Source organism: Desulfomonilaceae bacterium (assembly GCA_041662605.1).
Taxonomy (GTDB): Bacteria; Desulfobacterota; Desulfomonilia; order Desulfomonilales; family Desulfomonilaceae; genus CAJBEZ01.
This window is the reverse complement of sequence record JBAZSD010000004.1, coordinates 30,822-45,803: the sequence shown is the minus strand read 5'-3', so window position 1 is coordinate 45,803 and position 14,982 is coordinate 30,822. Positions and strand designations below refer to the sequence as shown.

General features: G+C 47.7%; 14 protein-coding genes. 4 read left to right on the top strand and 10 right to left on the bottom strand.

The window, feature by feature from the left end:
* Positions 1 to 15 precede the first annotated feature (15 nt).
* Positions 16 to 735: a (d)CMP kinase gene (gene cmk, locus WC647_04560; GenBank protein MFA6221564.1), complete on the top strand. Its 720-nt coding sequence runs from the start codon at positions 16 to 18 to the stop codon at positions 733 to 735.
* 133 nt (positions 736 to 868) lie between these two features.
* The gene (locus WC647_04555; protein MFA6221563.1) at positions 869 to 2,602 is read left to right on the top strand and encodes a 30S ribosomal protein S1; all 1,734 of its coding nucleotides are present in this window, start codon (positions 869 to 871) and stop codon (positions 2,600 to 2,602) included.
* Between the two features lie 150 nt (positions 2,603 to 2,752).
* On the opposite strand, the gene WC647_04550 is transcribed toward WC647_04555, so the two are convergent.
* The 10 genes from WC647_04550 to WC647_04505 all read right to left on the bottom strand — a co-directional run bounded on the left by WC647_04550 (position 2,753) and on the right by WC647_04505 (position 12,841).
* Complete coding sequence (locus tag WC647_04550; protein ID MFA6221562.1) at positions 2,753 to 4,222, bottom strand: hypothetical protein; 1,470 nt, start codon at positions 4,220 to 4,222, stop codon at positions 2,753 to 2,755.
* 68 nt (positions 4,223 to 4,290) lie between these two features.
* Positions 4,291 to 5,106, bottom strand: coding sequence for a DUF3108 domain-containing protein (locus WC647_04545; protein MFA6221561.1), 816 nt, complete (start codon positions 5,104 to 5,106; stop codon positions 4,291 to 4,293).
* The gene (locus WC647_04540; protein ID MFA6221560.1) at positions 5,022 to 5,489 is read right to left on the bottom strand and encodes a lipocalin family protein; all 468 of its coding nucleotides are present in this window, start codon (positions 5,487 to 5,489) and stop codon (positions 5,022 to 5,024) included. Before WC647_04540 ends, WC647_04545 begins: the two co-directional genes overlap by 85 nt.
* A 69-nt stretch (positions 5,490 to 5,558) precedes the next feature.
* Positions 5,559 to 6,557: a L,D-transpeptidase gene (locus WC647_04535; GenBank protein ID MFA6221559.1), complete on the bottom strand. Its 999-nt coding sequence runs from the start codon at positions 6,555 to 6,557 to the stop codon at positions 5,559 to 5,561.
* Positions 6,558 to 6,675: 118 nt separating this feature from the next.
* The gene (locus WC647_04530; GenBank protein MFA6221558.1) at positions 6,676 to 8,037 is read right to left on the bottom strand and encodes a sigma-54 dependent transcriptional regulator; all 1,362 of its coding nucleotides are present in this window, start codon (positions 8,035 to 8,037) and stop codon (positions 6,676 to 6,678) included.
* A gap of 23 nt (positions 8,038 to 8,060) precedes the next feature.
* Positions 8,061 to 9,515: an ATP-binding protein gene (locus tag WC647_04525; GenBank protein MFA6221557.1), complete on the bottom strand. Its 1,455-nt coding sequence runs from the start codon at positions 9,513 to 9,515 to the stop codon at positions 8,061 to 8,063.
* A 161-nt stretch (positions 9,516 to 9,676) separates the two neighbouring features.
* Positions 9,677 to 10,210, bottom strand: a complete 534-nt coding sequence (locus WC647_04520; GenBank protein ID MFA6221556.1) for a bifunctional nuclease family protein — start codon at positions 10,208 to 10,210, stop codon at positions 9,677 to 9,679.
* A gap of 49 nt (positions 10,211 to 10,259) precedes the next feature.
* Positions 10,260 to 11,021 (bottom strand): TIM barrel protein, encoded by a 762-nt coding sequence (locus tag WC647_04515; GenBank protein MFA6221555.1) that lies wholly within the window; start codon positions 11,019 to 11,021, stop codon positions 10,260 to 10,262.
* Between the two features lie 80 nt (positions 11,022 to 11,101).
* Positions 11,102 to 12,286, bottom strand: coding sequence for a 12,18-didecarboxysiroheme deacetylase (ahbC, locus tag WC647_04510; protein MFA6221554.1), 1,185 nt, complete (start codon positions 12,284 to 12,286; stop codon positions 11,102 to 11,104).
* Positions 12,287 to 12,403: 117 nt separating this feature from the next.
* Positions 12,404 to 12,841, bottom strand: a complete 438-nt coding sequence (locus tag WC647_04505) for an NUDIX hydrolase (protein ID MFA6221553.1) — start codon at positions 12,839 to 12,841, stop codon at positions 12,404 to 12,406.
* A 128-nt stretch (positions 12,842 to 12,969) separates the two neighbouring features.
* Between WC647_04505 and groES the strand changes: the two genes are divergently transcribed.
* Together groES and groL are read left to right on the top strand one after the other, a co-directional pair.
* Complete coding sequence (groES, locus tag WC647_04500) at positions 12,970 to 13,257, top strand: co-chaperone GroES (protein ID MFA6221552.1); 288 nt, start codon at positions 12,970 to 12,972, stop codon at positions 13,255 to 13,257.
* 62 nt (positions 13,258 to 13,319) lie between these two features.
* Complete coding sequence (groL, locus tag WC647_04495) at positions 13,320 to 14,951, top strand: chaperonin GroEL (protein ID MFA6221551.1); 1,632 nt, start codon at positions 13,320 to 13,322, stop codon at positions 14,949 to 14,951.
* The last annotated feature ends 31 nt before the right edge of the window (positions 14,952 to 14,982 follow it).

Sequence of the window (14,982 nt, the reverse complement as noted above, 5' to 3'; positions counted from 1 at the left end):
GGATGATGAAGTGGAATGACAATAAATAGGGACAGGATTGGCAATCAATCTGGATTCGTTATCGCAATAGACGGTCCAGCCGGAGCGGGAAAGACCACCATAGCGCGTAAGCTGGCTGAGTGTCTCGGCTTCTTTATGCTGGACAGTGGGGCGTTGTACCGGGCCTTAGCCCTGGCCCTCCTGAGACGAAAGGTGTCCCCGGAATGTGATTGCATATCAGAAGGCACGCTGAGTTCGATCAGGATTTCGATTCAGCCGATTTCCGGAGGCATGAAGCTTTTTCTTGACGGTGAGGATATCAGCGCGGAGATTCGATCAGAAGAAATAGGGGTGGCGGCGTCAAAATTTTCAGCCAAAGCGGAAGCTCGCAAAGCCCTCCTTGGGTTACAACGGTCTGTCGCGAGCGAACGCAACATTGTGGCTGAGGGCCGAGACATGGGAGCGATAGTGTTTCCCTTTGCCCAGGTAAAATTTTTCTTGACTGCGGACCCTGAAGAAAGAGCGAAGCGACGATACTCGGAACTGGTGGAAAAGGGCGAGAGCATCTATTACTCGCAGGTTTTGTCTGAAATGCGCGCTCGGGATTATAGGGATGAAACCAGAAGTGTAGCGCCGATGGTCCCTGCTTCGGACGCCGTAATTCTTGACACAACGCGGCTGGCGCCTGATGAGGTTGTGTCATTCATGTTGGAGCGCATAAGAGAGAAACGGTTCCCCAAAGATGGCGAGATTTGAGGATGATAGAGAAAAAAACTCCGTTGCGACAACTTTTTCTTGTAACAATGTCACAGATGGTATATGAATAATCGATTACTCAGCTTAGTTGAAATACCGAAGGCGGACAAAAGAGTCTGGGGGTGCTTACTGGATGGAAAACTTGGAAACCCAATCTATTGACAACTTAACTAACGAAGAAGAGGGGCAGGATAACACTAAAGAAGAAAATTTCGCTGAACTTGTCGAAAGCAGTTTTCACAAAGCCCAGGAAGGCCAGATAGTCAAGGGTGTTATCGTACAGATCACACCCGAGAGCATTATGATTGACGTCGGGTCTAAATCTGAAGGACAAATACCCATCGACCAGTTTACGAACGCTGAAGGCGATCTGACTGTCTCAGTGGGGGATGAGGTCGAAGTCTTTCTTGAAGACATGGGCGACTCTGGTGGGGTAAGAATCTCTAAGACCAAGGCTGACAAGATCAAAATTTGGGATGAGATAGCTCAGATATGTGAAACTGAAAAGACGATTCTCGGCAAAGTCGTAGCTCGCGTAAAAGGCGGCATGCAGGTGGATATCGGTGTCCCGGCGTTCCTTCCAGGTTCCCAGATCGATCTAAAACCCGTCCGTAATTTCGACAAATACATTGGTGAGACATTCGAATTCAATGTTCTTAAGTATAACCGTAAGCGCGGGAACATAGTGCTCTCCAGAAGACCGCTTCTCGATAAGTCTCGAGACCAGCGTAAAGACTTTATCTCTACTGCTCTCGAAAGCGGAGAAATCTTTACGGGCGTGGTAAAAAACATTACCGATTACGGCGCCTTTGTTGATCTCGGCGGGATTGACGGGCTGCTTCATATAACCGATATGTCCTGGGGTCGTATCAACCATCCGGCTGACATGATCAAGGTTGGAGACGAGATCAAGGTCAAGGTGTTGAAGTTCGACAGTGACAAGGAAAGAGTGTCGCTGGGACTTAAACAATTGGTCCCTGATCCGTGGGAAACCGTTGACCAGAGTTATCCTATCGGCTCCAAATGGTCCGGTAAGGTTGTCAGCATTACGGATTACGGTGTTTTCATTGAACTGGAGCAAGGTGTCGAAGGACTTGTTCATGTTTCAGAAATGGCCTGGACCAAGAAACCGCGTCATCCTTCGAAAATGGTCCATATCGGTGAAGACGTTGATGTCATAGTCCTGAATGTGGATAAGGAACAGAAAAGAATCTCACTGGGGATGAAACAGTTACGGTCCAATCCATGGGATGTAATAGCCGAACGTTATCCTGAAGGTACAAAGATTGAGGGTAAAATCCGAAATGTGACCGATTTTGGAGTCTTTGTCGGAATTGATGAAGGTATTGATGGCTTGGTTCATATTTCCGACATATCCTGGACACAGCGGATCAAACACCCGGGAGAGTTGTACAAGAAAGGGCAAACAGTTCAGGCTGTCGTGCTCAATATTGATAAAGAAAACGAGCGTTTTTCCCTTGGGATCAAACAGATGCAGGAAGATCCATGGGAAACCGTTCCCGACAGATATCCTCCTGGGGCCAAGGTTGCCGGCAAGGTTTCGTCCATAACGGATTTTGGAGTATTCCTTGAAATAGAAGAGGGTATCGAGGGGATGATTCACGTCTCCGAACTCTCCAAAGAAAGGGTCAGTTCACCCCACGATTTCACAAAAGAGGGAGCTGAACTAACCGCTGTTGTGTTGAAGGTCAACAAGAAAGACAAGAAGATAGCGCTATCGATCAAGAGTCTCGAGAGGACGGCTGACTATGATCAGAAGGGCTACGCCGGTAGCCAGGATGTGGTAGCTTCTAATCTCGGCGACCTTCTGAAGGAGAATCTTGGGGCGTCGCTGGGCAAGGAATAGTTAGTTACAGAATCTAATTATATAAAACTTTAATCTTTTTCTTCTATTTTTGGCGTCTGGTACGAGTGGTGTTTACTGCCAAACAAACTCGGGCTAGACGCCAAAATTGTTCTAGCGGATTGGAAATCCGAAACTGAAAAGTCTACGTTTTTAAACTCCACGTTCAGCTCCGCTGTCCAATTTTGTCGACCCATGGGCAAGATAGCGGCGAACAGCGTCAACGGCTTGACTTCTATCGTTGATGGAACCGAGAGTTTGCTCTGTTACCAGCCATCTGATGATCGCTCCAAGGAGCGGTCCCTGTTCCAGTCCAAATTCATCCATGATCGCAAAACCATCCAACAGGGGCTTGATCGGCGAGCTTTCATGCTTGAACGCAAGCTCAATCGTCTCGTAGGCTCTGACCTTAGCCCTCTCGAAATCAACAGATTTCCTCGCCGGTCCTTTGGCCGCAAATAGATCAGAAAGGTAAATCAGGACCAGACCAATGAGATCCAGGCCAAATCTCTGATGAAGTCTAACAATGGCTCTCTGTGAGAGGTTCTCGTTGGTAAGGATAGAGGTCCTCATGTGGCCCTCAACCCAGGTCGAAACCTCGGAAAGCTCCCTGGACGCGAGCTTGATCCTGCTCCCTGCGTCGATACAAAGGGCCTTGGAAAACTTTTCATGTCCGATAAACCGACGACGACCGTTAGGGCCTACAGTTAAAGAACCAGGTTTGCCGCAGTCATGAAAAAGCAGGGCGAGTTTCATCAGCCAGATTCTGGGTCTCCCGGAAACCGGCTCGTCAAAAAGGTAGTCCTTAATCCGGACGGAAAGGGATCCAAAAATTCCCGAAAGGTGTTCTACAGTCCGCTCGAGGTTTGCAATAGTTTCAAGCGTATGTCCCCAAACATCCAGATGATGGAAAGCGTTTTGTTCAAATCCCATCGTGGCTTCTAATTCCGGAAAAATGGCGGATATAAGAGATAATGAAGCCATTTCTCCAATAGCGTGAGAGGATCGACCGTATGACAGAATAATGGCGAATTCGTCCCTGATTCGTTCTCCTGATACCAGCTTTACCAGATTGGAGTGTTGCTCTATCCCTGCCCGGGTTTCCTCGCTGATTCTGAAGTCCAGACACAAAGCAAACCTGAATGCCCTGAGCATTCTGATTGGATCATCAGGAAACGAACCACCTGTGCAGATCCGGATTATCCTGTCTCGAAGATCCTGGCGTCCCATCATAGGATCCACAACACCGGAGGGAAGTCGGCCATTGATTGCGTCCCAAAGATGAATCGCCATGGCGTTGATGGTGAAGTCACGAGAATAGAGATCCTCGGTGATTCCTGATCCTCTGATACTGGAAATGTCGACTACGTTTTGATGGTCATGGCGTATTACAACCCTGCCCGTGCGTCGTTCCTTATCCAGGGGCACAAAAGAAGAACATGCCCCCATGCGGTTAGCCAGCGAGCGCGCTATTTCATAGCCGTCTCCTTCAACAGCGAAGTCCAGGTCCGTCACTGTATGACTGCCTAGTAAAAGGTCACGTACAGCGCCGCCGACAAGGTAACTCTCGTCGCAAAGACTCAGAACCTCCCTAAATATTTGCTGTGAAAGATCCTGGCTCAACAAGTTTTCCTTACACATCAGCGGATTATGACGACTAAGAAGAATACAGGCGATTTGAGAGGCGGGTTTTACATCTGGGCATGAACCAGTTCAAACCTGATTGTGCCAACTATTGGAGAAGACGTTAGAAGAAGGGGGATTCTATTTTCATCATTGGAGATCCACAACTTGCCCTTAGCGATTTCTTTGGGCTCGCGTCCAAGACGCTCAAGGCGCAGGGCCATACGGACAGCGGAAAGGCATCCCGCTTTAACATTTACGGTTTCCGGCCCTTCCGGATACACGAAAAGTCTGGCTTTGTCCTTTCCATCGTAAATATCTACAAAAAGCGGCTTGTCCAGGTCTTTCTGATTGCGAAGCAAATAAACGGCGCTTATGGGATCGTGGAGGCCACCAGACTTTTCGGAATGACTTTCCACCCCTTCAGCTTTGCTCTTATTCACATGGACCGTCTTTTTTTTCTGGTCAAAAGCCAGGTCTACGACTTCAGAGCGCAACAGATTGGATTTCAGATGAAAACGATAAGATTCAGGAAGGAACGTACTGGCTGAAAAGGTCGCCTGAACCCGGCTCCAGATTTCGAGTAAGGCCTTGAGCGCCCCGTCCGAAACAGCCTGAGCGGTAACACTCATCATTTTGGAGTCAGTCTTCATAGTGATATCGCCGTGTCCAGCCCGATTTCCATTCCATGAAACTTCATATCTTAGAATTTCAGTTTTTTCCTTAGCGAATGTAGGCTCTACCGAAAGGCAGACCCCGACTAACAACAAAACCGAACATATTATTTTGGGTAGTGTTTTCAGTTGATCCTTCTCCAGTGGAATTTCTTGTTGACTTCTGGCATGGAGATAATCAACGAATCCGACGCGATCTGAAAGGGCCACTTTACTGTGTTTCCAGCGTCATCGGTAATACTGATCTCATTCTTGTCCAGAGTGAATTTCCCTGTCCTGCTTTTGACGTTATCGGAATGCTCATTATCGAATCGGTTAAAGACTACCTGACCATTGTCGGTGAATTCGATCTGAGTTTTTGTCTGATCCCTGGGATTCTGACGTTCTCCTTTATCGTTGAGCTGGTACAAAAGCTCCCATTTCCCGACAACGCTTTTGTCCGCTCCTCCCTGAAGCGTGGCCGACATTCCGGGACTGGACTGGGCATCATCCAGTCGAGCGCTTTTGGGCAACGACGCAGTGAGGCAGGAGGCGCAGAACGCTGCGACGCACAGCAGGACGGGAAATCCTATGATTCGTGAATAAAAAGTCATGCGGCGACTACCCATTTCATGCGGCTCAAGACAACGATGTTTAATAACCAAAAAACCAGGATCGATATATCACCACAGATTTGAAAGAGGCTTGGGCTGAATTTCCCTCACGGTCTGGGAAACTCCAACGGACTGTGGTTCAGAAGGCTCAACTCTGGCCGTGATAGTCTGTTCTTGTTTCGGTTCCGCCGGTTTGGCTTCAGGCTTGGGCAACGGGAATTCGCCACGCGCCAGCCTGGCGAGGAGGCCCTGGTCGGCAATTATACAATAAGAGCCAACGCTAAGCGTGTGAAAAACAGCTTCGGCGTCCTGCCAATCAAGTCCAAGACATCCATGGGTCAACCTGCCGCCTGTAGCTTCAGCATAGTGAATGTATCTGGCGCCATCAAACACCAGTTTGTATCGGAAGAACCCTGGAACCCTACGGTCTTCCCATCTTGCTGGAACAGGCTCGCCTTCCTCTATGAAATACCAGTCAGGCCTCACCCAATCAGCGACAGGAATTTTGCTTCTTATGGGAAAGACTCCCACAGGTGTTTCAAAAGCGCCAACCCGGGTTTTTCCCTTCCCGATCGCTACTGGTCCTACGCGTAGCAACCTGCCTTCCCTATCAAACAGATAAAACTGAAAATTTCTCTTGTCTATAATTATAAAGGCTTTTCCATTACGGTTCCTGACAAGCCCACCGATGTTTTTGGCCTCGACAATGACTCTCTGGATTTGTCCTTCATCGTGCATGCGATGTCCATAATAATCATCATACATTTGCGGTTGTTGCTGCGTGGGAGCCGGGCTTTCGGGTTCCGACGCGCGCTCCATCTGTTCGCGCAAAATTCGTTCAGCGTCTCTCGAGTCATATTGCAGGTTGGGCGCTGGCGCTGTGTTGTTGTAATATTGCTGCGAATTGGCCGGCCTCTGGTTGGAATAAGCCGGAGGCGTCGCCTGAGAATCTCCATAACTATATGGACTGTTCTGATAGTTAGCGTCGTCATAATACTGGCCGTGCGCCAAAGAAGACACGCAGAGACCAAAAATAACCCATACTCCACATTTAAATAAATTTCGCATGGTTAAGACCCTCTTCTCCATCATTACAGAGAAAATTACCTCATCAATTTGAAATTACATTTGCTATAATGTAATTCATATATCGTGTCAACCCACGATATCCTGTAGATAAGCCAGATCAAGACAGAAGCCCATACTTTTTCATCTTATATTGAAGATTGCTTCTCGATATACCCAACATCTTAGCCGCTTGCGCCTGAATATTTCCAGCTTTCCTCAAGGCATCCCTGATCATTTTTTCCTCGATCGCGTCAAGTGCGTCCATAAGACCGCCGCTTGCGTCGACTCCGACTAAATGCGTTGGAGTTGAATTCGCAAATGACTTGATCTGGTTTGGAAGGTCATCCATCATGATAGAATGACCCCTTGACATTAGAATAGCGTATTCTATCGCATTTTCCAATTCCCTGACATTTCCGGGCCAGGAATATGAACACAGGAGTCGTAATACATCCCCTTGAATTTCGGTAATATTTTTCCCAAAACGCTCACAGGATTTTTTCAGAAAATGGGAAGCCAACAGCGGTATATCTCCACTTCGATCCTTCAATGCCGGCATGGGGACATGCACAACATTGAGTCGAAAAAACAGATCGGACCTGAAGAGGCCGGCGTCAACCTGTTGCTGTAGATCCTTGTTGGTGGCGGCAATCAGCCTGATGTCCACCCTGATGTCCTTGTTTCCGCCGACCCGTTGGAATTCTTGCTCCTGAAGCACGCGCAGCAACTTGACCTGCAGATTGAGTGACATTTCTCCTATCTCGTCAAGAAAAAGGACTCCGCCGTCGGCCACTTCAAATTTACCAAGTTTGTTTGAAACTGCCCCGGTGAACGCGCCCTTTTCATAGCCGAACAATTCAGATTCAAGAAGAGTCTCCGGTATGGCCGCGCAGTTAATCGAAACAAAAGCCTGAGACGAACGGGAAGAAGCTTTATGAAGGGCCTTGGCTACAACCTCCTTGCCTGTTCCAGACTGACCGGAGATCAATACTGTAGCTGACGTGTCTGCGACTCTTTTCACTATCTGAAAAACGCGATCCATGGCCTCTGATACGCCGATAATCGAATCCCAAACCGGATCGGATTCCACTCCTGCTCGTGTAGGATTTGGGTTCATGCTTCTTCTTTGAACGGCTCTGGTTACGGCGAGTTTGATATCGTCATTATCAAATGGTTTTTGGATATGATCTATCGCTCCCTTTTTCATGGCGGAAACAGCCTGATCAACCTCGGCGAAAGCGGTCATCAGAATGACGGGTAGTCCAGGGTCGTGCGCCATAACTCTCTCTAAGAGTTCAATCCCGTTGATTCCAGGCATTTTGATGTCCGACAATATTGCGTCTACCTGTTGATCCTTTATTATTTCCAGCGCTTCGGATCCTGAGGAAGCTGTCAATACACTGTATCCCTCATCCGTGAGCAAGTCCTCAAGGACATAAAGATAATTTTTTTCGTCGTCCACAACAAGCACAGTAGCCATAAGTCGACCTCGTTTGTATGAACCTACTCTCGAGACGGGATTTTTCGGGGTAGGATAATGCTGAATGTTGCGCCGTGACCTTCTTCACTGTAAACGGATATCTCGCCATTATGCGCGGTGATGATGTTGTGAACTACAGCCAGCCCCAAACCGGTTCCCATCTGGTTTGTAGTAAAAAAAGGCGTGAATATTTTGTTCAGGTTTTCTTTCTTGATCCCTTGCCCGTCGTCGGCAAAAGTTATTTTAATAGAAGATTCCTGGGGTTGAACAAAAATTTCGAAACGTCCATTTTCATCCATAGACTCAAAAGCGTTCATCGCTACGTTCAAAAAGGCTTGATAGAGTTGATCGGCGTCACCAAGGATTAAAGAGTCATATTCGGATTCGTCGGAAGATTCCGTCCATGATATCTTGCGCGAGACTATTTCATGCTCGAGAATGTTCCTGACTCGGGCCACAACGTCTTTCACGTCTACCGGATTGGACGCTGGGAGTTTAGGCCGCGCGAAATCCAGAAAATCAGTCAGAATTAAACTGAGACGAGTAGCCTCTTCCAGGATGATGCCCGCGAATTTTTTGATTTTCGAGACATCGGGGTTGGTCTTTTTGGCAAGAACTTCCGCTGAAGACCTTATTATTCCAAGAGGGTTCCGGATTTCGTGGGCTATGGTCGCAACCATTTGTCCAATAGACGCAAGTTTTTCGGATTGCTGAAGTTTTTCCTCCAGGCGCTTCTGCTGATCAGCCCTTTCTATAAGAATGCGCTCTCCACGACGCACAATAAGTGTCAAGGCGACGAACAGGAACGCCATGAGACCGCTGGCTACAAGTAGTATGACTATGATGTAGCGTTGAACATTTACGTACTGATCAGAAACGTCCTGGGTTATCTGAATCACCCCGTAAATGGCGCCCAGCATCCAGTAATTTCCTGTTCCTTCCCGGAGGGGATAATATGTGTCGGCCAGCCATACGCCATACCAATTGTTGGATGTCCTCTCACCCTGGCGTATTTTGGTCTGATCCTTTCCGTTTTGAAGGGCTTCATCTACCGCCTGGTTTTGCTGTTCATATTTTCCTATAAGGTCATAATCAGTGCTGTAGACAATCTTGCGGTCTTTGTCGATAATTTTGATTCGATCAATTTTGAGGCCGTAGGTGAAATCCTTGATCAAGGAATCCAATGCCCCGAATTGGTCCCATTTCCTCAGGTCCATGGCCATGCCGCGAGCTTTGAGCGGGGCGTAGAATCCTACGAATATATTGTAATTAAGGTTTTCAGCCAAAAGACGAGCGTAATTTTCAGCTCCTTTTAACAGAGTGTCGACACTTCTAGTATACAGGAATGCTCCCAGCAGAAGGGTGACAATGCTGATGGCCGCAAAACCGGAGATGATAAAATACTTCAACAGTCTGAATGGCCCTGCGCCATTTGTCGAAGACGCATTGTCGAATTTTTTGGATTCAGCTATTGACATGATTTGAAAATCTTGGGTATGGCCCCGACATTAAATTATTTCCACGCCTCATAATTTGGTCCTGAAGGGCCGACCATGAATGATCTGATACATTGGCCAGTTTGCTAAAAGCAAGGATAGAAAGAACTTGCTGAGGAATCTGCAAGTTAAGGGAGCATCGGTTAGGCGTTTCCAATGTCGTCCGGATTCATTCTTTCCAATATCTTAGTGAGTTCTTCGTCGGTTTTTTCGACATCTTCCTGAGTAAGGACCATTTTAGTCTTGTTGTCTTCTAGTTGCTCGATGCTAGTCATGCCCTCGATTACGACTTCATTAACAAAAATTGGAACTCCGGCCCAAGTAGCCAATACGAGAGAATCCGATGGCCTGGCGTCTATTGTTACCAACTTTGAGTCCGCTGTTTTCAAGTAAATTGTCGCGTAATATGTGTGATCTTTGAGATCATCTATTTCAATATGCTCAATGTGCGCCCCTGTCTTTTCAATGACGTTTCGCATTAATTCATGTGTCAATGGTCTTTGGAAGACTTCCTTGGCAATGGCCCTTTGAAGAGCCATAGCTTCAACGGGGCCTATCCAGATGTACAACTCTCTGTCCCCGCTTTTTTCCCGAAGGACCACCACTGGTTGCATGTTCCTCGAATCTGAGGCTATGCTGCTAATAGTCATCTCTTTGAAGCTCTTATCCGATTTCATGTGATCCTCTCCCTGGGGCAAGTTTGGGCGCGAGGCGAACTAGAGAAATTTAGGCCACTAAATCGGCCCGGACATAATCGACAATTTGATTCAACTTTTTTCTGGAAACATCGAGTTCATGAGGCTTGAGTTCCAGGGTCATCGTATTGTCGTATCCTGACGACAAGAGAGATCTTATAATACCCTCGAAATCTATAATACCATCTCCGACCGGTAAATGCAGGTCATCTTTTACCCCATTTCCGCCGGAGTTGTCATGAATGTGGACATGGCGCACTTTTGAAGCCAGCCGCTCAATTATATCGAAAGCTCTATTGGTTGTCGTCAGCAACTGACCATGACCGATATCCAGCGTTATGGAACCGCGTGGGATATTCGACAAGGTAAACTCGATATCAGCCGCAGATTCTGAAAGATTTTCGAGGCTGAGGATCACCTTTCTTTCGTGTGCGTAGGCAAAAAGACGTTCGAAAGCGCTTTTTTTCTCCTGCAATAGCTTCGCAGACACAAACCTGGGATCCATCCACAAATGCGCCGTCAAAAAATTGGCCCCTATCCTGACGGTCGTATCTATCGTAGCTTCGAGAGAAGGACAATAATTTTTCAACAAATTGTCGAGGCTATTTGGGTCGCCTTCACGAGGTCCATGAGCGATAAGATGAAACTCTCGGCCGTTGACACGGGGGGCATACATGTCACCCCAGTAGACTCGCGAATCAGGACCATCAAGAATAACCTCACCGAAATCAAAATGATAATCTCTGAGGAACTCAATGTCGTCCAGGTTTCGGACATGGCCACCATATAACATATAGGGCAAACCTTTCGAGCGACATGCCGCATTTCAACGCTAGCAGAGCGTCCGATTAAAAAACCATCGCAAATGGAACTCTAACTCAGCCCGATTTCCTGGTCTGTAAGATAGCAAGCTGGATCTGAAGCCCAAATGTCCCCGGTCACCGCTTCAGCGCGCACTCTGAAATTTCCGCCACAGATACTCAACCACTGACAAGATGCGCAACGGCCCTTAACGAAATCCTTTTTTACCTTTAATTTCCGGAGCAACTCATCGTTTGGATCAGTCCATATCTGACTAAATGGCCGGGTCCGAATATTTCCGAAGCTTTGATGGCGCCAGAATTGATCAGCGTGGACAGAACCGTCCCACGAAACACAACCTATGCCCCGTCCGGAATTATTGCCTTCGTTCATGAGGAGCAGATCTAGAACCTGTTTGGCTCTTTCAGGATCCTCTTGCAATAGCCTCAGATAAATATAGGGTCCGTCGGCGTGATTATCCACGGTCAGTACTTCGACATTCATCCCCTTATCATGCAAGGCTGCGGTTCGGTCTACAATAAGATCGACCACCGATCTGGTTTGATCATGATCAAGATCTTCGTTGATGAGATCAGCTCCACGACCGGTATAGACGAGATGATAAAAGCATATTCGTGGTATCCGCTCTTGTTCCACCAGATCAAATATCCCGGCTATCTCCTTGAAGTTACGCTTATTGATTGTGAAACGCAGCCCCACCTTCAAACCGGCCGTCCGGCAATTTTGTATGGCTTTGAGAACCCGGACGTATGTTCCGGGAACCCCTCTGAACGCGTCATGAACCTGGTCCAGTCCGTCCAGGCTGATGCCCACATACGACAAGCCCATATCTTTGAGTTTCGACGCCATCGTCGTGTCTATCAACGTGCCGTTTGTCGACAGAACCGCCCTCATCCCAGAGGCCGTGGCGTGTTTTATCAATGAAAGTATGTCAGGTCTGATAAGAGGTTCCCCACCTGAGAACAATATCACCGGAGATCCAAACTCAGCCAGATCATTGAGAAGATTAATCCCCTCGTCTGTAGTAAGTTCGTTTTTATAGCTCTTGTCTTCCGAGCGGGAATAGCAATGAACACATTTGAGATTGCATCTCTGGGTTACGTTCCAAACCACAACGGGCTTCTTGTCCTTGGAGAATTGGAGTAGATGCGATGGTAAGTCTTTGGACATCCGTCCGTACCGCAGGGGGTCCGACGCCTCGACCGCGCCGCAGTATAGTTTTGATACGCCGATCATGAGTAGTCTCCTGATAATACATTACAGAAGATACTAGACAGTTAGATCGAATCTTGCAACTTTCCTGTGGGATAAAGCGCTTGGCCATAAATCCGCATGATGGAGAAATGGAACAGGTTAATAACCGGAACTGAAAAAATCCTGCAAGATTTTCAAGTGATCAAAAGCCAATTCTTTTGGAAGAATATCCTTGTTAAAAACCTGGATTTGAATTGCGTCGTCCCCTGCTTCAGGGGCGCCGTGGCCTCGCGCCGTAAACACCGTTGAGATAGTGTGGCGCCTTGGGTCTCTTTCAGGAGCGGAGTACACCCCCAACAGTTTCAGATCCGTAATGTCGAGTGATGTTTCCTCTTTGGCTTCCCGCACTGCTGCGTTTTCAACCGATTCTCCGTAATCTACAAATCCTCCGGGCAAAGCCCAACCGAAGGGTGGATTTTTTCTCTTGATTAGAATGAATCCGCCCTGGATCCTGATTATGATATCCACCGTAGGTAAGGGATTCCTGTAAACCAGCGTGGTGGAACCGCATTTCGGACAAACAAATTCAGTTTTCATTCAGTTTTTCCATTTTTTGTTCTGGCGTTGGGGGTTGACAAACCGGACAACTATTGGCACTCATATATAGTGAGTGCTAACAAGCGTCTAGCTCTCTTACTATATCTTAAGGCTTCGGAGGTTATACTATGAAATTTCGTCCTCTTTATGATCGAGTCCTCGTTGAGAGGGTGGAATCTGAGGAAGTTACCAAAGGTGGCATAATTCTGCCTGACACCGCCAAAGAGAAACCACAGCAGGGCAAAATCATCGCAGTAGGCAAGGGTAAAAAGGGCGATGACGGTAAAATCATTCCCCTGGAACTCAAAGCAGGCGATACAGTGCTGTTTGGCAAGTATTCAGGTTCCGAAATCAAGGTCGAAGGCGTTGAATACCTAATTATGCGTGAAGACGACATTCTCGGCATCGTTGATTAAGTGTCCGCTAAAATCCAAAACCACTAATGCCATAAGCTGAAAAAAATTTAAGGAGAAATTATATGGCCGCAAAAATAATTCTTTTCGAACAACAGGCGAGGGACAAGATTCTCAAGGGTGTCAATATCTTGGCTGACGCAGTAAAATCCACACTTGGCCCAAGGGGGCGAAACGCCATTCTTGAAAAATCATGGGGTTCCCCTAACGTTACAAAAGATGGTGTCACAGTAGCCAAAGAAATCGAACTGGAAGACAGATTTGAGAATCTGGGCGCCCAGATGCTGAAAGAAGTCGCTTCCAAGACTTCGGATGTCGCTGGTGACGGAACCACTACAGCAACGGTATTGGCTCAGGCGATGTACCGTGAAGGCATCAAGATGGTTGCCGCCGGCGCTTCTCCCATGGACCTGAAACGGGGCATGGACGCTGCTGTTGAAGCTGTTGTGACAAATCTGAAAAAATTGTCCAAGCCCACCAAGGACAAAAAAGAAATAGCCCAGGTTGGGACAATTTCGGCTAACAACGATCCCACAATCGGTAACATCATTGCCGAAGCCATGGAAAAGGTTGGAAAAGAGGGAGTTATCACGGTCGAGGAAGCCAAGGCGATGGAGACCTCACTGGATGTCGTCGAAGGTATGCAGTTTGATCGCGGTTATCTGTCCCCTTACTTTGTAACCGATCCTGAGAGAATGGAAGTAGTGCTCGACGAGCCTTATATACTTATCAATGAGAAGAAGATCTCAAATATGCGCGACATGCTCCCGTTGCTGGAGCAGGTAGCCAAAATGGGCCGTCCATTGCTTATCTTGGCTGAGGATGTTGAAGGAGAAGCTCTGGCGACTTTGGTCGTTAACAAGCTGCGTGGCACACTCACCGCTTGCGCGGTAAAGGCGCCCGGCTTCGGTGACCGAAGAAAAGCCATGCTCGAAGATATAGCGATTCTTACCGGTGGTCAGGTGATTTCTGAAGACCTCGGTCTGAAGTTAGAAAATGTCAATCTCAATGATATGGGTCGTTGCAAGAGAGTCACCATTGACAAGGACAACAGTACTATAATTGACGGCGCCGGCGCCAAAGAGAAGATTGAGGGCCGCGTTCGACAGATTCGTACCCAGATCGACGAAACCACTTCGGATTATGACCGTGAAAAACTTCAGGAGCGTTTGGCCAAGTTGGTTGGTGGCGTAGCCGTAATCAATGTTGGAGCGGCGACTGAAACCGAGATGAAAGAAAAGAAAGCCAGAGTCGAAGACGCTCTGAACGCGACTCGCGCGGCCGTGGAAGAGGGCATCGTCCCCGGTGGTGGTGTGGCGTATCTGCGTTGTCTGGAATCCATCGCCGATCTCAAGCTCCAGGGTGACGAAGCCACAGGAGCCAAAATTGTTCTCAGAGCCCTTGAAGAGCCCATTCGTCAGATAGCTGTTAACGCCGGGCATGATGGTTCCATAGTTGTAGACAAGGTCAAGAACCAAAAAGGCGCGTTCGGTTTTAACGCTTACAAAGAGGTTTACGAAGATCTCCTTGAGAACGGTGTTATCGATCCGGCCAAAGTTACTAGACTCGCTCTGCAGAATGCAGCTTCAGTAGCCAGCCTGATGCTTACCACAGAGGTCATGATAGCAGAGAAGCCAAAGGATAAAGAAGCTCCCGCTATGCCTGGCGGTGGTATGCCTCCGGGTGGCATGTACTAATATTCGTAACGTTTCAATTGAAACGAAAAAA